Annotated in this window: 1 protein-coding gene (running past one end of the window); it reads left to right on the top strand. The window is 65.4% G+C overall.

Features of this window, described 5'->3' with window-relative positions; translation table 11 throughout:
• The first annotated feature begins 46 nt into the window (after positions 1-46).
• Positions 47-25,467, top strand: the 5' portion of a protein-coding gene (locus AC1M7R_RS26695) for a non-ribosomal peptide synthase/polyketide synthase (RefSeq protein ID WP_490610129.1). 3,646 nt of this gene lie beyond the right edge of the window; the window shows 25,421 of its 29,067 coding nt (coding positions 1-25,421); it begins with the start codon at positions 47-49; its stop codon lies off the right edge, out of view.

The following is a 25,467-nucleotide window of genomic DNA, read 5'->3' as shown; positions in this document are numbered from 1 at the left end:
CCCAGATGCCATCGCCGACAGGCGTTCCTGCTGCGGAGGGCCGGGTATGAACCAGTCCCTCAAGCTTGCGGCCACCTATCCGCTGACGGCGTCCCAGCGGGATATCTGGCTGGACCAGATGACCAAGGGCGATTCGCCCCTGTACACCATCGGCGGTTACCTCCATATCCAGGGCGCCGTCGATCCCCAGCGGGTCGAACAGGCGGTCGGCCTGCTGGTGCGCAAGCACGACGCCCTGCGCACGATCCTGCACAGTGACGCCGGCGCCGACGGCGTGCCCATGCAGACCCTGGTCGAATCGCTGGAGGTGCGCGTCCCGCTGATCGACGTGTCCAACCGGCCCGAACCCCAGGTCGCGGCCCAGAGCTGGGTGCAGCAGGGGCTGGAAGTGGCCTTCGCGCTGGACAAGGGCCCGCTGTTCCGCTTCTACCTGGTCAAGCTCCACGACACGTCGTTCTACTTCGTGGTCAATCTGCACCACATCATCCAGGATGGCTGGGGCATCAACCTGATGCTCGCCTCGTTCAGCGACCTCTACAACGCCCTGGAGGAAAACCGCGAACCAGACCTGTCGGCGCCGTCCTATGTCGGCTTCATCGAGGACGACGCCCGCTATCACGGTTCGGATCGTTACCTGCGGGACCAGGCGTACTGGCTGGACAAATACCAGGACGTGCCGGACCCGCTGTTCACCGCCCGTTACCGGGACCGTTTTACCGAAACCGTGGTGCCCAGCGCCCACGCCATGACGCCTTTTCCCCATACCCTGAACGAGCGCGTCGATACCCTGGCCCTCGTGCACAAGGTGTCGCGTTTCCCGGTATTGCTGGCGGCGCTGTATGTGTATTTCGTGCGCACCACCCAGCGCGACGAGCTGGTGGTGGGGCTGCCGATCCTCAACCGCTCCAATCCGGCCTTCAAGCAAACCGTCGGGTTGTTCACCCAGGTCAGCGCCATGCGCCTGCAGTTCGCCGATGATCTGCCGTTCGGTGAACTGGTCCGGGAGGTGGCGCGCGCGCTCAAGCAGGACTATCGCTACCAGCGCTTTCCCCTGAGCGATATCCATCGTTCCCTGGAGTTGCGGCGCGATAACCGCGCCCAGCTGTTCGATGTGTCGTTCTCCTACGAGGAGGAGAACTACCTGTACCGGTTCGGCGAGGCCACGGCCTATTCGGTGAAGAGTTCCAACGGCCAGGAGCAGATGCCACTGGCCATTCACGTGCGTACCAACCCCAACGAAGACAACGCCTGGCTGCACTGGATCTACAACCAGGCGTACCTGCAGGCCGATGAAGTCGAGGCCATGGCCGAGCGCTTCCAGCATGTGCTGGAACAGGGCCTGGCGGACGATACGCTGGCGGTGCGCGATTTTGTCTTGCCGACGCCAGCCGAAGCCCGCCTGCTCAAGGCCTGGAACGCGGATGGCGCGCAGCGCTACGAGCATGACCGCACCCTCCATGGCCTGTTCGAAGCACGGGCGGCTGCGCAACCCAAGGCGGTGGCCGTGGTCCATGAAGGCCAGGCGCTGACCTATCGCGAGCTGAACGAACGGGCCAACCAGGTCGCTCACCGGCTGCTGGCCCTGGGAATCTTCCCAGACGATCGGGTGGCGATCTGTGTCGAGCGTGGGCTGGACATGATCGTCGGGCTGCTGGGCATTCTCAAGTCCGGTGCCGGCTATGTGCCGCTGGACCCGGCATACCCCCAGGAGCGCCTGGCCTTCATGCTGGAGGACAGCGCACCGGTGGCGATGCTCACCCAGGCGATGTTGCAAGATCAATTGCCGGAAGTCTCGGTGCCGGTGCTGTTGCTCGACCAGCCCGAAGCCGCAGGTATCGCCGCACAACCCCGGCACGATCCGAATATCGGCACCCTGGCATCCCGCAGCCTGGCCTATGTGATCTATACCTCCGGCTCCACCGGCCTGCCCAAGGGGGTGATGGTGGAGCATCGCAACGTGGCGCGGCTGTTCTCGGCCACCCGACCCTGGTTCGATTTCGGTCCCCAGGACGTCTGGGCCCTGTTCCATTCCTTCGCCTTCGACTTCTCGGTCTGGGAAATCTGGGGCGCGCTGACCCACGGCGGCCGCCTGCTGGTGGTGCCGCAACTGGTCAGCCGTTCACCGCAGGATTGCTACACGCTGCTGTGCGAGGAGGGCGTCACGGTACTGAACCAGACGCCGAGTGCCTTCCGCCAACTGATCGCGGCCCAGGGCGAAAGCGAGCTCAGGCACAGCCTGCGCCAGGTGATCTTCGGCGGCGAAGCCTTGGAGACCGGCATTCTCAAACCGTGGTATGCCCGGGAGATCAACGCCGGCACGCAACTGGTGAACATGTACGGCATCACCGAAACCACCGTGCACGTGACCTACCGCGCGCTACACGCGGCGGACGCGCAACTGGTGGGCGTCAGCCCGATCGGCAAGCGGATCCCCGATCTGCGCCTGTACCTGCTGGACAAGTACGGCAAGCCGGTGCCCAAGGGGGTGGACGGCGAGCTGTATGTGGGGGGCGCGGGTGTGGCGCGTGGCTACCTTAACCGCCCGGAGCTCAATGAAACACGCTTCCTGCCCGATCCGTTCGACGACGATGCGAACGCGCGGATGTACCGCACCGGCGATCTGGGTCGCTGGTTGAGCAACGGTGAACTGCAATACCTGGGGCGTAACGACGAACAGGTGAAGATCCGTGGCTTCCGCATCGAACTGGGGGAGATCGAGGCCAGGCTGGCCGCGTGCCAAGGCGTCCGCGAAGCGGTGGTCATCGCGCGCGAGGACGAGCCGGGGGACAAGCGCCTGGTGGCGTATGTACTGTCCCGGGACGGTGTCGCCTTGTCCGCTGCCCAGTTGCGTGGCGAGTTGCTGGGCTCGCTGGCGGACTACATGGTACCGAGCGCCTTCGTGATGCTCGACGCCTTCCCGCTGACCACCAACGGCAAGCTCGACCGCAAGGCGCTGCCCGCACCCGACTCCCAGGCCTATGCCCGACGCAGCTATGAGGCACCGGTGGGCCAGGTCGAAACCACCCTGGCCGCGCTGTGGGCCGAGCTGCTCGGTGTCGAGCAGGTGGGGCGCCACGACCGCTTCTTCGAACTGGGCGGTCACTCGCTGCTGGCGGTCAAGCTGATCGAACGCATGCGCCAGCTGGATCTGGACCCGGATGTACGGGTGCTGTTCGGCCAGCCGACCCTGGCCACCCTGGCGGCCGCCACGGGAGACAGCGGTGGCGTCGCAGTACCGGCCAACCGGATCGCCCATGACACCACGCGCATCACCCCGGACATGCTGCCCCTGGCCGACCTGGACCAGGCCGCCATCGACCGCATCGTCGCCACCGTGCCGGGGGGCGTGACCAACGTGCAGGACATCTATGCCCTGGTGCCGTTGCAAGAGGGCATCCTCTACCATCATCTGGCAACCACCGAAGGCGATCCATACCTGTTGCAGGCCCTGTTGCGCTTCGACAGTCGCCAGCGACTGGACGCTTTCGCCCAGGCTCTGCAGGCCGTGATCGCCCGGCACGATATCCTGCGCACCTCGGTGGCCTGGGAAGGGCTGGAGGAGCCGGTGCAAGTGGTCTGGCGCGAAGCGCCGCTGACGGTGCAGCAAGTGCACCTGGACCAGGTCGACGGCGATATCGCCGGCCAATTGCAGAGCCGCTTCGACCCACGCCACACCCGTTTCGACCTGCGCTTGGCGCCGATGATGCGCATCCACTTCAGCGAGGATCCCGCCGACGGCAGTTGGGTGGCAGTGCTGTTGTTCCATCATTTGATCGATGACGCCACATCCCTCGGCATGCTGGGCAAGGAAATCGAAGCACACCTGGAAGGGCGCGCAGCGGCGTTGCCGGTGTCGGTGCCTTACCGCAACTATGTGGCCCAGGTGCGCCTGGGCAGCGATAGCTCGCCACACGAGGCGTTCTTCAGCGAGATGCTCGGGGATGTCGACGAGCCGACATTGCCGTTCGGCCTGCAGGATGTGCAGGGTGACGGCAGCGGTATCGAGGAGGCGACGCTGGCCGTGGACACCGGGTTGGCCAGGCGCCTGCGCGCCCAGGCCCGGCGGCTGGGGGTGAGTACCGCCAGCCTGCATCACCTGGCCTGGGGCCAGGTAGTGGGGCGTCTGTCCGCTCGCCAGGACGTGGTGTTCGGTACCGTGCTGATGGGCCGCCTGCACAGCGGCCAGGATACCGGCCATGCCCTGGGCATGTTCGTCAACACCCTGCCGTTGCGGGTCGAGGCCGGCGCCCAGGGCGTGCTTGCCGCGCTCAAGACCACCCATGGCCGATTGGCCACCCTGCTGAGCCATGAACATGCGCCGTTGGCCCTGGCCCAGCGTTGCAGTGGCGTGGCCGCGCCGACGCCGTTGTTCAGCGCGCTGATGAACTACCGCCAGACCGCCGTTGCGGCACAGGCACCCAAGGATGCAGGCCAGGCGCGGGTCTGGGCCGGGGCGCGGATCCTCGCAGGGGAAGAGCGCACCAACTACCCGCTGTCGCTGTCGGTGGATGACCTGGGCGAATCGTTCGGGCTGACGGTCCAGGCAGTGGCCGGGATCGGTGCGCAACGGATCTGCGGCTACATGCACACCATGCTCGAATCGGTGGCCGATGCCCTGGACGGCGACGTGGCTACGCCGCTGCACAGCCTGGCCTTCGTACCCGCCGCCGAGCGTCGGCAATTGCTGGACGAGTTCAATGCCTTCGATGCGGCGTACCCGTCGGGGTTGCGGGTCCATCAATTGTTCGAAGCCCAGGTGCGCGCCCAGCCCGACGCCATCGCGTTGAGCTATCAAGGCCAGCACCTGACTTACGCGCAACTGAACCGTCTGTCCAACCAGATTGCCCATCGGCTGCTGGAGTTGGGCATCCGTGTCGACGATCGGGTGGCGATCTGCATGGAACGCGGCCTGGAAATGGTCGCCGGGCTGGTGGCCATCCTCAAGGCCGGTGCCGGCTACGTGCCGCTGGACCCGGCGTATCCCATCGAGCGCCTGGCGTACATGCTGCAGGACAGCGCGCCCAAGGTGCTGCTGACCCAGGACTCGTTGCAGGAGCGTTTCTCGCAATCAGGCGTGCCCGCGCTGTTGCTCGACGCCCAGGCACGCGACGCCTTCGACATCAGTTCGCAACCCACCAGCGATCCGGATGTGCCGGCGAGCGACGACAGCCTGGCCTATGTCATCTACACCTCGGGTTCCACCGGGCAACCCAAGGGCGTGGCGATGGGGCACCGAGCCCTGGTCAACCTCATGCAATGGCAGGGCGCGCAGGCGGAGCAGCATGGCAGGCGTGGGGCGCGCACCTTGCAGTTCGCCGCGCTGGGCTTTGACGTGGCGTTCCAGGAAATCTTCAGCACCCTGTGCGACGGCGGCGAACTGTCCCTGATCCATGCCGACATCCGCCTGAATTTCCACCGCCTGTTCGAGCACATCCGTCAACAGCGCATCGAGCGCCTGTACCTGCCGTGCATCGCCCTGCAGGCCCTGGCTGAGGCGGTGGTGGGCGAGCATCGGGACACGCCCCTGGAGTGCAACCTGCGGGACGTCATCACCGCAGGCGAGCAGTTGCGCATCACGCCCCAGATCCGCGCCTTGTTCGAACGCCTGGATGGCTGCCGCCTGCACAACCACTACGGGCCGACCGAGTCCCATGTCACCACGGCGCTGACCTTGCCGGACGCTGTCGCGGCCTGGCCGACGTTGCCGGCGATCGGCCAGCCGGTGGCCAATACGCGCATCTATCTGCTGGACGAACACCTGCAACCGGTGCCGGTTGGCGTGGTGGGCGAGATTCACATCGGTGGCGTCTGCGTCGCCCGTGGCTACCTGAACCGCGACGACCTGACTGCGCAGCGTTTCATCCGCGACCCTTTCGCCAGCGACGGGCAGGCACGCCTGTACAAGACCGGCGACCTGGGGCGCTACCTGCCCGATGGCCATATCGAATACCTGGGTCGTAACGACGACCAGATCAAGATCCGCGGCTTCCGTGTCGAGCTGGGGGAAATCGAGGCCAGGCTCTGCCAGCACGCCGGTGTGAAAGAGGCGGCCGTGGTCGCCCGTGAGGACAGCCCCGGCGACAAGCGCCTGGTGGCCTACATCACCGCCCAGTCCACCGAGGCCGTGGCCGAGGCCGATGACCTGCGTGCACACCTGCAAGCGCTGCTGCCGGACTATATGGTCCCGGCGGCCTTCGTGCGCCTGGAAAAACTGCCGCTGTCACCCAATGGCAAGCTGGACCGTCGTGCGTTGCCGGCCCCGGAAGCGGATGCCTTCGCCAGCCGTGCGTACGAAGCGCCGCTGGGGGAGGTGGAAACCACGCTGGCAGGCTTGTGGGCCGAGGTGCTCGGTGTCGGGCAGGTGGGACGGCACGATCATTTCTTCGAGTTGGGCGGACATTCGCTGCTGGCGGTGAAACTGATCGAACTGATGCGCAAGGCCGGCCTGAGCGCCGATGTGCGGGTGCTGTTCGGTCAACCTACCTTGGCCGCCCTGGCGGCGGCCGTGGGCGGTCGCGCCGAGATCAGCGTGCCGGCCAACGGCATCCCCGCCGGGTGCCAGCGCATTACGCCGTCGATGCTGGCGCTGGTGAGCCTGGACCAGGACACCCTCGACCGGATCGTCGCCGGTGTGCCGGGCGGTGCCGGCAACGTGCAGGACATCTACCCCCTGGCGCCGTTGCAGGAGGGCATCCTTTATCACCACATCGCCGCCGAACAAGGCGATCCCTACCTGCTGCAAGCCACATTCGCCCTGGACAGCCGCCCTCGGCTCGACGACTTCGTGGCTGCCTTGCAGGCGGTGATCGATCGCCACGATATCCTCAGGACCGCGCTGCTTCGCGAAGGTCTCGACGCGCCATTGCAGGTGGTACTGCGCCAGAGCCGGCTGACGCTCGAAGAGCAGGCCCTCGACCCGGCCGAAGGCGATATCGCCGCGCAGTTGCAGGCGCGGTTCGATCCTCGTCATTGCCGGCTGGACCTGGACAAGGCGCCGCTGATGCGCCTGGCCTGCGCCTGGGACAGCGTTCACCAGCGGTGGGTCGCGGTTCTGCTGTTCCATCACATCGCCCTGGACCACACCGCCCTGGACGTGATGCAGGAGGAGATGCTGGCGTTCCTCACGGGCGAGGCTGACCGCCTGGAGGCGGCCATGCCTTACCGCAACTACGTGGCCCAGACGCTGTTGGGGGTACCCCGTGAGCAGCATGAGCGTTTCTTCCGCGACATGCTCGCCGATGTGGAGGAGCCGACGCTGCCGTTCGGCCTGCGGGAAGTCCAGGGTGACGGTCGGGGCATCGAGGAGGTCAAGCTGAACCTCGATCCCACGCTGTGCCGGCGCTTGCGGCAGCAGGCGCGCCAACTCGGCGTGAGCGCGGCAGCCTTGCATCACCTGGCGTGGGCACGAGTGCTGGGACGTGTGTCCGGTCGCGAGGATGTGGTCTTCGGTACGGTGTTGCTGGGCCGCATGCAAAGCGGCGAAGGAGCCGATCGGGCCCTGGGCATGTTCATCAACACCCTGCCGTTGCGAGTCGACGTGGGAGGGCAGCCGGTACGCGCCGGGGTCAAGGCGACCCACGCACGGCTGACGGCCCTGTTGGGCCATGAGCACGCCTCCCTGGCCCTGGCCCAGCGCTGCAGTGGCGTACCGGCATCGTTGCCGCTGTTCAGCGCCTTGCTCAACTACCGCCACAGCCCGTCCCAGGAGGGCGAGGGTGTCGACCGCTGGGCCGGTACGCAAGTGCTGCAGGTCATGGAGCGGACCAACTATCCGTGCATGTTGTCGGTGGACGACCAGGGCGAAGGGTTCCTGCTGAGCGTGCAGACCGCCGGTGCGGTGGATGCCCGCCAGGTCGGTGGCTACATGCAGACAGCATTGGCGAGCCTGGTGGAGGCGCTGGAGTTCGCCCCCGACACCGCCGTCAATGACCTGGAGATCCTGTCCGAGTCCGAGCGGCGGCAGGTGTTGCAGGCGTTCAACGCCACCCAGGCCGAATACCCGCTGGCGCAGACGATTCACGGGCTGTTCGAAGCGCAAGTTCAGCGCACGCCGGAGTCGTTGGCGGTGCTGCATCGCGGACAACGCCTGAGCTATCGCGAACTGAACGAGCGGGCCAACCGCCTGGCCCATTACCTGCGCAAGCAGGGGGTGAAACCCGATTCCCGGGTGGCGATCTGTGTCGAGCGAAGCCTCGACATGGTGGTAGGCCTGTTGGCGATCCTCAAGGCCGGCGGCGGTTACGTACCGCTGGATCCGGCCTATCCGGCGGACCGGATCGCCTACATGCTGGAAGACAGCGCCCCGGCGGCGGTGCTGGCCCAGGCGGCGACGCTTGGATTGTTGGCCGGCGCTGCGATGCCGGTCATCGATCTGGGTAGCGAACTTTGGCAGGACGAATCCGTTCTGAATCCCCAGGTTCCGGAACTGACCTCGTCGCACCTGGCCTATGTGATCTACACCTCCGGCTCCACTGGTCTGCCCAAGGGCGTGATGATCGAGCACCGCAACACGGTGAACTTCCTGACCTGGGCACAGCGTTCCTTCGACTCTGAAACCTTGTCGAAGACGCTGTTCTCCACTTCGCTGAACTTCGACCTGGCGGTCTACGAGTGCTTCGCGCCGTTGACCTGCGGTGGCAGCATCGACGTGGTCGCCAATGTGCTGGAACTGCAACAGGGCGAGCACGACATCACCTTGATCAACACGGTGCCGTCGGCCCTCAAGGCACTGCTGGAATCCGGTGGCTTGGGCGAGGGTGTCGAGACCGTCAACGTGGCGGGTGAAGCCCTCAAGCGCAGCCTGGTGGAAGCGCTGTTCGAGCAGACTTCCGTCAAGCGCCTGTGCAACCTCTATGGCCCATCGGAAACCACCACTTACTCAAGCTGGGTATCGATGTCCCGCGAAGAGGGTTTCGCTGCGCATATCGGTAAACCGGTGGCCAATACCCAGTTCTATCTGCTGGATGAACAGCGACAACCGGTGCCATTGGGTGTGCCAGGAGAAATCTATATCGGCGGTGCCGGTGTGGCGCGCGGTTACCTCAATCGCGATGACCTCACCGCCGAACGCTTCCTGAAGGACCCGTTCAGCCACGAAACCAACGCCCGGATGTACAGGACCGGCGACCTGGGGAGATACCTGCCGGACGGCAATATCGAATACCTGGGTCGTAACGACGATCAGGTGAAGATCCGTGGTTTCCGCATCGAACTGGGGGAGATCGAAGCACGGCTCGCCGGGCACGAGGCCGTAAAAGAAGCCGTGGTACAAGCTCGCGAAGATGTCCCGGGCGATAAACGCCTGGTGGCCTATTTCACCGAGTCCCGGACCGTGGACATCGAGGCCCTGCGCAGCCATCTGCAAGGGCAACTGCCGGACTACATGGTGCCCGTGGCCTACGTGCGCCTGGACGCCTTGCCGTTGACCCCCAATGGCAAGCTGGACCGCAAGGCCTTGCCGGCACCGGATCTGGATGCAGTGATCACCCGTGGCTACGAAGCCCCGCAAGGCGACGTCGAAACCACCCTGGCGCAGCTCTGGCAGGCGCTGCTGAGTGTGGAACAGGTCGGTCGCCATGACCATTTCTTTGAACTGGGCGGTCATTCCCTGCTGGCTGTCAGCCTGATCGAGCGGATGCGCCAGGTGGGCCTGAGTGCCGACGTGCGCGTGCTGTTCGGCCAACCCACCCTGGCCGCGCTGGCCGCGGCCGTCGGCCGCCATGACAACCAGGAAGTGCAGGTTCCGGCGAACCTGATCGCACCCGATTGCCAACGCATCACACCGGACCTGCTGCCGCTGGTGGCCTTGTCCCAGGAGGCCATCGATCGGATCGTGGCGAGCGTGCCGGGTGGTGCGGGCAATGTGCAGGACATCTATCCCCTGGCGCCGTTGCAGGAAGGCATCCTTTATCACCATCTCGCCGCCAGACAGGGCGATCCCTACGTATTGCAGGCGCAGTTCGCCTTCGACAGCCGCGAACGCCTGGATGACTTCTCCCTGGCCTTGCAGGGTGTGATCGACCGCCATGACATCCTGCGCACTTCCATGGCCTGGGAAGGGCTGGAGGAGCCGGTGCAGGTGGTCTGGCGCAAGGCAGTGTTGGGCGTCGAGCAGATGCGCCTCAGTCCTGGCGACGGCGACGTCGCTGGCCAGTTGAAGGCGCGTTTTGACGCCAGTCATCATCGCCTGGATATTCGCCAGGCACCGCTGATGTGCATTCGATTTGCCGAGGATGCGCCCAACCGGCGTTGGGTGGCGAGCCTGCTGTTCCATCACATGGCGCTTGACCATGCGGCGCTGGAAGTGGTTCGGCACGAGATGCAGGCCCACCTGCTGGGGCAGGCTGGCCGGTTGGGCGATGCGGTGCCGTATCGCAACTATGTGGCCCAGGCGCGCCTGGGCGTGAGCCCTGAAGAGCACGAAGAATTCTTCCGCGATATGCTCGGGGGTGTCGACGAGCCGACGCTGCCTTTCGGCTTGCAGGATGTTCGCGGCGATAACGGCGTCATGGAGGAAACCCGACAGGACGTCGCGATCGATCTGAGTCAACGCCTGCGCGCCCAGGCCCGGCGCCTGGGGGTGAGCGCGGCTGCCCTGCATCACCTGGCCTGGGCCCAGGTGCTGGGCCGCGTCTCGGGCCGTGAGAAGGTGGTGTTCGGCACGGTACTGATGGGCCGGATGCAGGGCGGCGAGGGCGCCGACCGGGCGCTGGGGATGTTCATCAATACACTGCCCATCTGTGTACCGGTGGGTGGGCGCGTGCGGGACAGTGTATTGGCGACGCACGCTCGACTGTCCGGATTGCTGGGGCATGAACACGCCTCCCTGGCACTGGCCCAGCGTTGCAGCGGGGTAGCCGCGCCGACACCGTTGTTCAGCGCGCTGCTCAATTATCGTCATACCAGCGCCGAGTCCATTACGTTGCACATGTCATCGGCCTGGCAAGGGATCGAGGCATTGGGTGGCGAAGAGCGCACCAACTATCCATTGACGTTGTCGGTGGACGATCTCGGCGAAGGCTTCGGCCTCACCGTTCAGGCCGTGGCCGGTGTGGGCGCGGCACGGGTCGGCGCCTATATGGAAACGGCACTGGCGAGCCTGGTGGAGGCCCTGGAGCATGCGCCGGAAAATCCATTGGTCGACCTGTCGATCTTGCCGGCGACGGAACGCGAAGAGTTGCTGGTGGGCTTCAACGCCACCCAGGCCGAATACCCGCTGGCGCAGACGATTCACGGGTTGTTCGAAGCGCAAGTTCAGCGCACGCCGGAGTCGCTGGCGGTGCTGCATCGCGGACAACGCCTGAGCTATCGCGAACTGAACGAGCGGGCCAACCGCCTGGCCCATTACCTGCGCAAGCAGGGGGTGAAACCCGATTCCCGGGTGGCGATCTGTGTCGAGCGAAGCCTCGACATGGTGGTGGGCCTGCTGGCGATCCTCAAGGCTGGCGGCGGTTACGTACCGCTGGATCCGGCTTACCCGGCGGACCGGATCGCCTACATGCTGGAAGACAGCGCCCCGGCGGCGGTGCTGGCCCAGACGGCGACGGCTGGATTGTTGGCCGGCGCTGTGATGCCGGTCATCGATCTGGGTAGCGAACTTTGGCAGGACGAGTCCGTCCTGAATCCCCAGGTTCCGGAACTGACTTCCGCGCACCTGGCCTATGTGATCTACACCTCCGGCTCCACCGGTCTGCCCAAGGGCGTGATGATCGAGCACCGCAACACGGTGAACTTCCTGACCTGGGCGCAGCGTTCCTTCGACTCTGAAACCTTGTCGAAGACGCTGTTCTCCACTTCGCTGAACTTCGACCTGGCGGTCTACGAGTGCTTCGCGCCGTTGACCTGCGGTGGCAGCATCGATGTGGTCGCCAATGTGCTGGAACTGCAACAGGGCGAGCACGACATCACCTTGATCAACACGGTGCCGTCGGCCCTCAAGGCATTGCTGGAGTCCGGTGGCTTGGGCGAGGGTGTCGAGACCGTCAACGTGGCGGGCGAAGCCCTCAAGCGCAGCCTGGTGGAAGCGCTGTTCGAACAAACCCAGGTCAAGCGTTTGTGCAATCTTTATGGCCCATCGGAAACCACCACTTACTCAAGCTGGGTATCGATGTCCCGCGAAGAGGGTTTCGCCGCGCATATCGGCAAGCCGGTGGCCAACACCCAGTTCTATCTGCTGGATGAACACCGGCAACCGGTGCCGTTGGGTGTGCCAGGAGAGATCTATATCGGCGGCGCCGGTGTGGCGCGCGGTTACCTCAATCGCGATGACCTCACTGCCGAGCGTTTCCTCAAGGACCCGTTCAGCCTCGAACCCAACGCCCGGATGTACAAGACCGGCGACCTGGGTCGCTACCTGCCGGACGGCAATATCGAATACCTGGGCCGTAACGACGACCAGGTGAAGATCCGTGGTTTCCGCATCGAACTGGGGGAGATCGAAGCCAGGCTCGCTCAGTATCCAGGTCTCCAGGAAACCGTGGTCCTGGCGCGCGAGGACATACCCGGCGATAAACGTCTGGTCGCCTATTTCACTCAATCCCGGACGAATGAGGCCGTGGACATCGAGGCGCTGCGCAGCCACCTGCAAGGGCAACTGCCGGACTACATGGTGCCGATGGCCTATGTCCGTCTCGATGCCTTGCCGTTGACCCCCAACGGCAAGCTGGACCGCAAGGCCTTGCCGGCGCCAGACCTCGACTCGGTCATTACCCGAGGCTATGAAGCCCCTCAAGGCGACGTCGAAACCACCCTGGCGCAGCTCTGGCAGGCGCTGCTGGGTGTGGAACAGGTCGGTCGTCACGACCATTTCTTCGAACTGGGCGGTCATTCCTTGCTGGCTGTCAGCCTGATCGAGCGGATGCGCCAGGTGGGCCTGAGTGCCGACGTGCGCGTGCTGTTCAGTCAACCCACCCTGGCTGCGTTGGCCGCCGCGGTGGGTGGCAGCAATGAAATCGTGGTACCGGCCAACCGGATCCCGTCTGGCTGTACGCGGATCACCCCTGACATGCTGGTCCTGGCCGACCTGGACCAGGAGACCCTCGACCGGGTCGTTGAAACGGTGCCCGGTGGCGCTCGCAACGTGCAGGACATCTACCCCCTGGCGCCGCTGCAGGAAGGCATTCTTTATCACCATCTCGCCGCCCGGCAGGGCGACCCCTACGTGCTCCAGACCCAGTTCGCCTTCGCAACCAGGGAGCGCCTGGAAGACTTCTGCCGTGCGTTGCAGCAGGTCATCGACCGCCACGACATTCTCAGGACCGCGGTACTCTGGGAAGGGCTCGATCAACCCTTGCAGGTCGTCTGGCGCGAAGCAGCGCTGATGCAGGAAGAGGTCGCACTGGACCCGGTCGACGGCGACATGGCGGCGCTGCTGTACCAGCGCTTCGACTCGAGGCATCACCGCCTGGATATCACCCGGGCCCCGATGCTGCAACTGGTCTATGCCCATGACACCGATACGGATCGCTGGCTGGCGATGCTGTTGTTCCACCATATGGCACTGGACCACACCGCGATGGACGTGGTGCGCCACGAGATGCAGTTGCATCTGCTGGGCCAGGCCGATCGTCTGGGCGCTGCGATGCCGTATCGCAACTATGTGGCCCAGGCGCGTCTGGGCGTGAGCCCTGAAGCGCACGAAGCGTTCTTCCGCGAAATGCTGGGCGATGTGGACGCACCGACCCTGCCGTTCGGCCTGCAGGATGTACAGGCCACGGGGCAGGGTATCGAGGAGGCCACGCGGGTACTCGCCCATGATCTGGGCCAGGGCTTGAGAGCGCGAGCCCGTCACCTGGGCGTGAGCGCCGCGAGCCTGGTCCATCTGGCCTGGGCGCAGGTGCTGGGGCGAGTGACCGGCCAGGACGATGTGGTGTTCGGCACCGTGCTGATGGGCCGGATGCAGGGCGGCGAGGGGGCTGATCGAGCCTTGGGCATGTTCATCAACACCTTGCCGTTGCGGGTGCGCGTGGGGTCAACCGGCGTCCGTGCCGGCGTGAAAGCCACCCACGCACGACTGGCTGCGTTGCTGGCCCATGAGCACGCCTCGCTGGCGCTGGCGCAACGCTGCAGCGGTGTGGCTGCGCCGACGCCGTTGTTCAGCGCCTTGCTCAACTACCGCCACAGCGCACCGACGGCGTCCAGCGAGGCGCTGCCGGCCTGGAACGGTATCGAGGTGCTCGGTGGCGAGGAACGCACCAACTATCCATTGACGTTGTCGGTGGACGATCTCGGCGAAGGCTTCGGCCTCACCGTTCAGGCCGTGGCCGGTGTGGGCGCGGCACGGGTCGGCGCCTATATGGAAACGGCACTGGCGAACCTGGTGGAGGCCCTGGAGCATGCGCCGGAAAATCCATTGGCCGACCTGCCGATCTTGCCGGCGACGGAACGTGAAGAGTTGCTGGTGGGCTTCAACGCCACCCAGGCCGAATACCCGCTGGCGCAGACGATTCACGGGCTGTTCGAAGCGCAAGTTCAGCGCACGCCGGAGTCGTTGGCGGTGCTGCATCGTGGGCAACGCTTGACTTATCGCGAATTGAACGAGCGGGCCAACCGCCTGGCCCATTACCTGCGCAAGCAGGGCGTAAAACCCGATTCTCGGGTGGCGATCTGTGTCGAGCGCGGTCTCGACATGGTGGTGGGCCTGCTGGCGATCCTCAAGGCTGGCGGCGGTTACGTACCGCTGGATCCGGCTTACCCGGCGGACCGGATCGCCTACATGCTGGAAGACAGCGCCCCGGCGGCGGTGCTGGCCCAGGCGGCGACGCTTGGATTGTTGGCCGGCGCTGCGATGCCGGTCATCGATCTGGGCAGCGAACTTTGGCAGGACGAATCCGTTCTGAATCCCCAGGTTCCGGAACTGACCTCGTCGCACCTGGCCTATGTGATCTACACCTCCGGTTCCACCGGTCTGCCCAAGGGCGTGATGATCGAGCACCGCAACACGGTGAACTTCCTGACCTGGGCACAGCGTTCCTTCGACTCTGAAACCTTGTCGAAGACGCTGTTCTCCACTTCGCTGAACTTCGACCTGGCGGTCTACGAGTGCTTCGCGCCGTTGACCTGCGGTGGCAGCATCGACGTGGTCGCCAATGTGCTGGAACTGCAACAGGGCGAGCACGACATCACCTTGATCAACACGGTGCCGTCGGCCCTCAAGGCACTGCTGGAATCCGGTGGCTTGGGCGAGGGTGTCGAGACCGTCAACGTGGCGGGTGAAGCCCTCAAGCGCAGCCTGGTGGAAGCGCTGTTCGAGCAGACTTCCGTCAAGCGCCTGTGCAACCTCTATGGCCCATCGGAAACCACCACTTACTCAAGCTGGGTATCGATGTCCCGCGAAGAGGGTTTCGCTGCGCATATCGGTAAACCGGTAGCCAATACCCAGTTCTATCTGCTGGATGAACAGCGACAACCGGTGCCATTGGGTGTGCCAGGAGAGATCTATATCGGCGGTGCCGGTGTGGCGCGCGGTTACCTCAATCGCGATGACCTCACCGCCGAACGCTTCCTGAAGGACCCGTTCAGCCACGAAACCAACGCCCGGATGTACAGGACCGGCGACCTGGGGAGATACCTGCCGGACGGCAATATCGAATACCTGGGTCGTAACGACGACCAGGTGAAGATCCGTGGTTTCCGCATCGAACTGGGGGAGATCGAAGCACGGCTCGCTGGGCATGAAGCGGTAAAAGAGGCGGTGATCCTGGCCCGTGAGGACGTCCCCGGCGATAAACGCCTGGTGGCCTATTTCACCGAGTCCCGGGCCGTGGACATCGAGGCCCTGCGCAGCCATCTGCAAGGGCAATTGCCGGATTACATGGTGCCCGTGGCCTACGTGCGCCTGGACGCCTTGCCGTTGACCCCCAACGGCAAGCTGGACCGCAAGGCCTTGCCGGCGCCAGACCTCGACTCGGTCATTACCCGAGGCTATGAAGCCCCTCAAGGCGACGTCGAAACCACCCTGGCGCAGATCTGGCAAGCGCTGCTGGGCGTGGAACAGGTCGGTCGTCACGACCATTTCTTCGAACTGGGCGGTCATTCCTTGCTGGCTGTCAGCCTGATCGAGCGGATGCGTCAGGTGGGCCTGAGTGCCGACGTGCGCGTGCTGTTCGGCCAGCCAACGCTATCGGCGCTGGCGGCGGCAGTGGGCGGGTACTGCGAAGTCGAGGTGCCGGCCAACGGCATTGCCCGGGATTGCACGAGAATCACGCCGGACATGCTGTCGTTGACCAGGCTGGACCAGGAGGCCATCGACCGGATCGTGGCGAGCGTGCCGGGTGGTGCGGGCAATGTGCAGGACATCTACCCCCTGGCACCGCTCCAGGAGGGGATTCTCTACCATCATCTGTCGGCCGAGCAGGGCGACCCCTATCTCCTTCAGGCGCTGTTTGGCCTGCGAGACCGGCAGCGCCTCGATGATTTCATCCTTGCGTTGCAGAGCGTCATCGATCGCCACGACATCTTGCGTACCGCGATCGTGTGGGAAGGCCTCGACGAACCTCAGCAAGTGGTCTGGCGCCAGGCGCCGCTGAAGCTGGAAGCGTTCGAGCCGGACCCGCAAGGCGCAGGCATCGTCGAACAGTTGCAACAACGTTTCGATGCCCGGCTCTATGGGCTGGACATGACCCAGGCACCGTTGATGCACCTGGCCTTCGCCGAAGACAAGCCCAACCAGCGCTGGGTCGCCCTGCTGCTGTTCCACCACATCGCCCTTGACCATACGGCGCTCAAAGTGGTGCAGCGCGAAATGCAGGCGCATCTGCTGGGGCAAGTCGGGCAACTGGATGCGGCAGTGCCTTATCGCAACTATGTGGCCCAGGCTCGCCTGGGCGTGAGCCAGGAAGAGCACGAGGCGTTCTTCCGCGACATGCTCGGCGACGTGGAGGAGCCGACCCTGCCGTTCGGCTTGCAACAGGTGCAGGGGGACGGCCACGACATCGAAGAAGCCGGCCGATTGCTCGAGCGCGATCTGAGCCGTCGTCTGCGGCGTCTTGCGCGCCGGTCCGGCGTGGGGACGGCCAGCCTTTGTCACTTGGCCTGGGCGCAAGTCCTGGCCTGTGTCTCGGGCAAATCCGAGGTGGTGTTCGGTACGGTGCTGCTGGGCCGGATGCAGGGCGGCCAGGGTGCCGACCGCGCATTGGGCATGTTCATCAATACCTTGCCCCTTCGCGTCAGCGTCGATGACCAGGATGTCCGCACGGGTGTCCAGGCCGTCCATGGGCGTCTCACCGCGCTGTTGGGCCATGAGCACGCCTCGCTGGCCCTGGCGCAACGCTGCAGTGGCGTGAGCGCACCGGCACCGCTGTTCAGTGCCTTGCTGAACTACCGCAACTCCAGTGAACAGGTCGATGCGCTGGAGGTTGACGCTGCCTGGCAGGGCATCGAGACGCTGGACGGCGAATCACGTACCAACTATCCCCTGACGTTGTCGGTGGATGACCTGGGCGAGGATTTCGCCCTGACCGTCCTGGTGAAGAACGGCATCGGCGCGCAGCGGGTCTGCGCGTATATGGAGCGCGCGCTGCAGAGCCTCGCCACGGCACTGGAGTCCAGCCCGGCTACACGTCTGCACGACCTGGCTGTGCTGCCCCATGCCGAACGCGAGCGGGTACTGGAGGCGTTCAACGCGACCACACGCGCCTATCCACGGGACAAGACCGTCCATGCCGTGTTCGAACAGCAGGCGCAGGATTGTGCGGATGCCATCGCCGTGGTGCACGATGAACAATGCCTGACCTACGGTGAACTCAACATCAGGGCCAATCGTCTGGCTCGCCATCTGGCAGGCCTGGGTGTGCAGCCGGGGGACCGTGTAGCGCTGGGATTGGCCCGTTCGGTTGAACTGCTGGTCAGCCAGTTGGCGGTGCTCAAGTGCGCCGCCGTCTACGTGCCGCTGGACACCAGCGCGCCGTTGGAACGCCAGCAGTTCATGGTCGACGACAGCGGGGCCAAGGTCCTGCTGACCCAGAGCTCCCTGGTCTCGGCGCAGAGCGCTGTGCGGGTCGACCTGGATCGCCTGGAGTTGGCTGAAGCCAGCACCGACCTCGATCTGCCCCAGAGCGCCGAAGCGGTGGCCTACATCATGTACACCTCCGGTTCCACCGGCACTCCCAAGGGGGTGCTGGTGCCGCATCGGGCGATCAACCGACTGGTGATCAACAACGGCTACGCCGATTTCAATGCCCGGGACCGGGTGGCGTTCGCCTCCAACCCGGCCTTCGACGCCAGTACCCTGGACGTCTGGGCGCCATTGCTCAACGGCGGCTGCGTGGTGGTGGTCGACCAGGACGTGCTGTTGTCCCGGGAGCGTTTCGCCCGGTTGCTGACCGAGCAGCGGGTCAGCGTGCTGTGGATGACCGCCGGCCTGTTCCATCAGTACGCCGCCGGCCTGATGCCGGTGTTCAAGCACTTGCGTTACCTGATCGTCGGCGGTGATGTGCTCGATCCGGCGGTGATCGGCCGGGTCTTGAAAGAAGGCGCGCCGCAGCACCTGCTCAATGGCTATGGCCCGACGGAAGCCACCACATTCACCACGACCCACGAAATCCGAGCCGTGGGCGAGGGCGGCATTCCCATTGGCCGTCCGGTGGGCAACAGCCGTGTCTACGTGCTGGACGCCCAGCTGCAACCGGTGCCGGTGGGCGTGGCGGGGGAGTTGTACATCGGTGGCGATGGCGTGGCGAAAGGGTATCTGAACCGCCCCGAACTGACCGCCGAGAAGTTCGTGACCGACCCGTTCAGCGCCGACCCTGGGGCGTTGCTCTATCGCACCGGCGACCTGGCGCGCTGGCGTGTCGACGGCTGCGTGGACTACCTGGGGCGTAACGACGACCAGGTGAAGATCCGTGGCTTTCGTATCGAACTGGGGGAAATCGAAGCGCGGCTCGCCGAGCATGACAGCATCAGGGCGGCTGCCGTCCTGGCGCGTGAAGACGTGCCAGGCGAGAAGCGCCTGGTGGCTTATTTCACCCTGAACGACCCGCAGGCAGGTGTGACCATCGAGACGCTGCGTAGCCATCTGCATGCGCAGTTGCCCGATTACATGATGCCCATGGCCTACGTACTGCTTGAGACGCTGCCGCTGACGGCCAACGGCAAGCTGGACCGCCGGGCCTTGCCGGCGCCGGACGCCGGGGCTTATGCCAGCCGTGAATACGAAGCGCCCCAGGGAGCGGTGGAACAGGCCCTGGCCCGGCTCTGGGCCGAGGTGCTCAAGGTCGAACAGGTGGGGCGTCACGACCACTTCTTCGAACTGGGGGGCCATTCGCTGCTGGCGGTGACCCTGATCGAACGCATGCGCCAGGCCGGGCTGAGCGCCGATGTGCGCGTGCTGTTCAGCCAGCCGACCCTGGCGGCCCTGGCGGCCGCCATTGGCAGCGGCAAGGAAATCGAGGTGCCGGCGAACCTGATTGCCGCCGACTGTGTGCAGATCACCCCGGACATGCTCACCTTGGTAGCGCTTGATCAGCCAACCATTGACCGGATCGTGGCCACGGTGCCCGGTGGCGCACGCAACGTACAGGACATCTACCCGCTGGCGCCGCTGCAGGAAGGCATCCTCTACCACCACCTGACCGCCGAGCAGGGCGACCCCTATGTACTGAAAATACTCTTCGAACTGCACAATCGTGACCGATTGACGGCTTTCGTCGATGCGCTTGAGCATGTCATCGATCGCCACGACATCCTGCGCACCAGCGTGGTCTGGGAAGGATTCGACTCACCGGTGCAGGTGGTCTGGCGTAAAGCCCGACTGGTGGTGGAAGAGGTGGCGCTGGCCGACGCGGCGGGGGATATCGCCTCGCAGTTGCAGGCCCGCTTCGACCCGCGGCATTACCGTCTCGATATCACCCGTGCCCCCATGCTGCGGCTGGCTTACGCGCAAGACGCGGCCAGGGGACGCTGGGTCGCGGTGTTGCTCTTCCACCACATGGCCCTGGACCACACGGCCATGGAAGTGGTGCAGCACGAGATGCAGGCGCATCTGTTGGGCAAGACCGCTCCGCTGGCGGCGGCAGTGCCTTATCGCAACTATGTGGCGCAGGCGTGCCTGGGCGTGAGCGAACAGGAGCACGAACACTTCTTCCGCGAGATGCTCGGCGATATCGACGAGCCGACCCTGCCGTTCGGTGTACGGGACGTGCAGGGTGACGGGCGGGATATCGAGGAAGCCCGGCGGCCTGTCGACACGGCGTTGAGCCAGCGCCTACGGGTCCTGGCGCGGCAGTTGGGTGTCAGCGCTGCCAGCCTGGTTCACCTGGCCTGGGCACAGTTGCTGGGCCGCGTGTCCGGCAAGGACGACGTGGTATTCGGCACCGTACTGATGGGGCGCATGCAAGGCGGGGACGGTGCTGACCGGGCCCTGGGCATGTTCATCAACACCTTGCCCCTGCGAGTGGAAGTGGGCATCCAAAGCGTGCGTGAAGGGGTGGAAGCCACCCACGCGCGATTGACCGGCCTGCTGGGCCATGAACACGCGTCCCTGGCCCTGGCACAGCGTTGCAGTGGCGTGGTTGCGCCCATGCCGCTGTTCAGCGCCTTGCTCAACTATCGTCACAGCGCCGGCCTCGCGGATTCCAGCCAGGCCCTGGCCGGTTGGGAAGGCATCGAGACCCTGAGCAACGAAGAACGCACCAATTACCCGCTGACCCTGTCGGTGGACGACCTGGGCGACGATTTCCACCTGACCGCGCTGGCGGTGCCACGGATCGGCGCGCAACGGGTCTGCGAGTACATGCACATTGCCCTGGAAACCCTGGTGGAGTCCCTGGAGCTGGCGCCGTCGACGCCGTTGAACCGTCTGGCGATACTGCCGGCTGCCGAGCGTCGGCAGGTGGTGGCGGGTTTCAATGCGACCATGCGTCCTTATCCGCAGGATCGGACCGTCCATGGGTTGTTCGAAGCCCAGGCCGAGGCTCGTCCACACGCCATCGCCGCTGTGCAGGATGGGCGTTGCCTGACCTACAGCGAGCTCAACGCCTGGGCCAACGGCCTGGCGCGCCATCTGGCAGGCCTGGGCGTGCAGCCCGGGGACCGCGTGGCGCTGGGGCTGGGGCGTTCGATCGAGCTGCTGGTCGGCCAGTTGGCGGTGCTCAAGTGTGCCGCCGTCTACGTGCCGCTGGATATCGGCGCGCCGCTGGAGCGCCAGCAGTTCATGGTCGACGACAGTGGAGCGCAGGTGGTCCTGGCCCGCAAAGGTCAGAAGGTTCCTGCGGGTCCTCTGCGGGTGGACCTGGGTCACATGGAGGTGGATGAAACCTGTGTCGACCTCGATCTGCCCCAGAGCGCCGAAGCGGTGGCCTATATCATGTACACCTCCGGTTCCACCGGCACTCCCAAGGGTGTGCTGGTGCCGCATCGGGCGATCAACCGACTGGTGATCAACAACGGCTACGCCGATTTCAATGCCCGGGACCGGGTGGCGTTCGCCTCCAACCCGGCCTTCGACGCCAGTACCCTGGACGTCTGGGCGCCATTGCTCAACGGCGGCTGCGTGGTGGTGGTCGACCAGGACGTGCTGTTGTCCCGGGAGCGTTTCGCCCGGTTGCTGACCGAGCAGCGGGTCAGCGTGCTGTGGATGACCGCCGGCCTGTTCCATCAGTACGCCGCCGGCCTGATGCCGGTGTTCAAGCACTTGCGTTACCTGATCGTCGGCGGTGATGTGCTCGATCCGGCGGTGATCGGCCGGGTCTTGAAAGAAGGCGCGCCGCAGCACCTGCTCAATGGCTATGGCCCGACGGAAGCCACCACATTCACCACGACCCACGAAATCAGAGCCGTGGGCGAGGGCGGCATTCCCATTGGCCGTCCGGTGGGCAACAGCCGTGTCTACGTGCTGGATGCCCAGCTGCAACCGGTGCCGGTGGGCGTGGCGGGGGAGTTGTACATCGGTGGCGATGGCGTGGCGAAAGGGTATCTGAACCGCCCCGAACTGACCGCCGAGAAGTTCGTGACCGACCCGTTCAGCGCCGACCCTGGGGCGTTGCTCTATCGCACCGGCGACCTGGCGCGCTGGCGTGTCGACGGCAGCGTGGACTACCTGGGGCGTAACGACGACCAGGTGAAGATCCGTGGCTTTCGTATCGAGCTGGGGGAAATCGAAGCGCGGCTCGGCCAGTGTCCGGGGGTGCAGGACGCGGTGGTGCTGGCGCGCCAGGACGAGACCGGTCCCAAGCGCCTGGTGGGGTATGTGATTGCCGAGCCGGGTGTCACCCTGTCGGTGCAGGATCTGCGCGCAGAGTTGGCGAGTGCACTGGCCGACTACATGGTCCCCAGCGCCTTCGTGGTGCTGCCGTCGTTCCCCTTGACGGCCAACGGCAAGCTGGATCGCCGGGCCTTGCCGGCGCCGGACGCCGAGGCTTATGCCAGTCGTGAATACGAAGCGCCCCAGGGAGCGGTGGAACAGACCCTGGCCCGGCTCTGGGCCGAGGTGCTCAAGGTCGAACAGGTGGGGCGTCACGACCACTTCTTCGAACTGGGGGGCCATTCGCTGCTGGCGGTGACCCTGATCGAACGCATGCGCCAGGCCGGGCTGAGCGCCGATGTGCGCGTGCTGTTCAGCCAGCCGACCCTGGCGGCCCTGGCGGCCGCCATTGGCAGTGGCAAGGAAATCGAGGTGCCGGCGAACCTGATTGCCGCCGACTGTGTGCAGATCACCCCGGACATGCTCACCTTGGTAGCGCTTGATCAGCCAACCATTGACCGGATCGTGGCCACGGTGCCCGGTGGCGCACGCAACGTGCAGGACATCTACCCGCTGGCGCCGCTGCAGGAAGGCATCCTCTATCACCACCTGGCCGCCGAACAGGGCGACCCCTACGTGCTTCAATCGCAGTTCGCCTTCGATACGCTCGAGCGTTTCGAAGCGTTCGTCGAGGCGTTGCAGGTGGTGATCGATCGCCATGACATCCTGCGCACCAGCGTGGTCTGGGAAGGCCTGGACGAGCCGCTGCAAGTGGTCTGGCGCCAGGTGCGGCTGGCGCCGCAACGCTTCGAGCCCGAGGCCACCGCCGGTGACGTCGCCACGCAACTGGCGACCCGTTTCGATGCGCGGCACTACCGCCTGGATCTGCGTCGGGCGCCGATGCTGCAACTGGTCCATGCCCGGGACGAGGCCCAGGACCGCTGGGTGGCGATCCTGCTGTTCCACCACATGGCCCTGGACCATACGGCCTTGGAAGTGGTGCAGCACGAAATGCAGGCGCACCTGATGGGCGAAGCCGCACAGTTGGCCGAAGCGGTGCCGTACCGCAACTATGTCGCCCAGGCCAGGCTTGGAATGAGCGAGCAAGAGCACGAAGTGTTTTTCCGGCAGATGCTCGGTGAGATCGAGGAGCCGACGCTGCCGTTCGGATTGGCCCAGGTCCAGGGCGACGGGCGTGGCATCGAGGAAGTCACGGTTGCGGTCGATGACGCTGTGGGCCGGGGGCTGCGCAGCCAGGCCCGGCGCCTGGGCGTCAGCGCCGCGAGCCTGATCCATCTGGCCTGGGCACGGGTCATGGCCCTGGCGTGCGGCCAGGAACACGTGGTCTTCGGCACCGTACTGATGGGGCGGATGCAGGGGGGCGACGGTGCCGACCGTGCGCTGGGGATGTTCATCAATACCTTGCCGATATGCGTGTCGGTGGGCGAGCAAAGCGTGGACGAGGCGGTGAAGGCGACCCATGCCCGGCTGACCGGAATGCTGGCTCATGAGCACGCTTCCCTGGCCCTGGCCCAGCGTTGCAGTGGCGTGGCGGCGCCGACGCCTTTGTTCAGTGCGCTGCTGAATTACCGCCACAGTGCCACGCAGGTGACAGAGGCCTTGCTGTCGGCCTGGAGCGGCATGCAGATGCTGTCCAGCGAAGAACGTACCAACTACCCGCTGACCATGAACGTCGATGACCTCGGGGATGGCTTCAGCCTGACGGCGCTGGTGGAATCGCGGATCGGGGCGCAACGCATCTGCGACTACCTGCAAGTCGCGCTGCGCAGCCTGTTCGAGGCCCTGGAACAGGCGCCGCAAACACCGGTGCAGAGCCTGCCGGTGCTGCCGCAGGCCGAGCGTCGCCAACTGCTGGAGACCTGGAATGCGTCGTCGGCGACCTACCCCCATGACGCGTTGATCCACGGGCAGGTGGAGGCCTGCGCCGCAGCCCGGCCCGATGCGCTGGCGGTGCGGTTCGAGGACCGTTCGCTGACCTATGGCGAACTCAACGCCCGGGCCAACCAGGTGGCCCATCACCTGTTGTCCCTGGGCATTCGCCCCGATGACCGGGTGGCGATCTGCGTCGAGCGTGGGCTGGACATGATCGTCGGCCTGCTGGGTATCCTCAAGTCCGGTGCCGGCTATGTACCGCTGGATCCGGCCTATCCGGCCGAGCGCCTGGCCTTCATGCTGCAGGACAGCGCGCCGGTGGCGGTGCTCACCCAGGCTGCGACGCGGCATTGCCTGGCAGACGTGACGGTTCCGGTGATCGATCTGGACCGTGCTGAATGGCCGGAAGCGTCCCTGGGCAACCCCCAGGTGGCGGGCCTGGATTCCAGCCACCTGGCCTACGTGATCTACACCTCCGGCTCCACCGGCCTGCCCAAGGGGGTGATGGTGGAGCATCGCAATGTGGCGCGGCTGTTCTCGGCCACCCGACCCTGGTTCGATTTCGGTTCCCAGGACGTCTGGGCCTTGTTCCATTCCTTCGCCTTCGACTTCTCGGTCTGGGAAATCTGGGGCGCGCTGACCCACGGCGGTCGCCTGCTGGTGGTGCCGCAACTGGTAAGCCGTTCGCCGCAGGATTGCTACACGCTGCTGTGCGAGGAGGGCGTCACGGTACTGAACCAGACGCCGAGTGCCTTCCGCCAACTGATCGCGGCCCAGGGCGAAAGCGAGCTCAGGCACAGCCTGCGCCAGGTGATCTTTGGCGGCGAAGCCTTGGAGACCGGCATTCTCAAACCGTGGTATGCCCGGGAGATCAACGCCGGCACGCAACTGGTGAACATGTACGGCATCACCGAAACCACCGTGCACGTGACTTACCACGCACTGAGCGCGGACGACGCGCAGCGGGTCGGTGTCAGCCCCATCGGCACGCGCATTCCCGACCTGCAATTGCATGTGCTCGACGCCCGGCGCGAGCCGGTACCGGTGGGTGTAGTCGGGGAAATGTACGTCGGCGGTGCGGGTGTGGCCCGTGGTTACCTGAATCGTCCCGAGCTCGATCGGCAGCGCTTTATCGCCGATCCCTTCAGTGGATGCGAAGGGGCGCGTCTGTACCGGACCGGCGACCTGGGACGCCGACTGGCCGACGGCAGCATCGAATACCTGGGCCGCAACGACGACCAGGTGAAGATTCGTGGCTTCCGCATCGAGCTGGGCGAGATCGAAGCCAGGCTGGCCGCGTGCGAAGGTGTCCGCGAAGCGGTGGTCATCGCGCGCGAGGACGAGCCGGGGGACAAGCGCCTGGTGGCCTATGTGATCGCCGAAGAAGGCGAGCCGCC

It is taken from the genome of Pseudomonas sp. MS01C9, from assembly GCF_058202755.1.
This window is presented reverse-complemented; position numbering and strand designations above follow the sequence as displayed.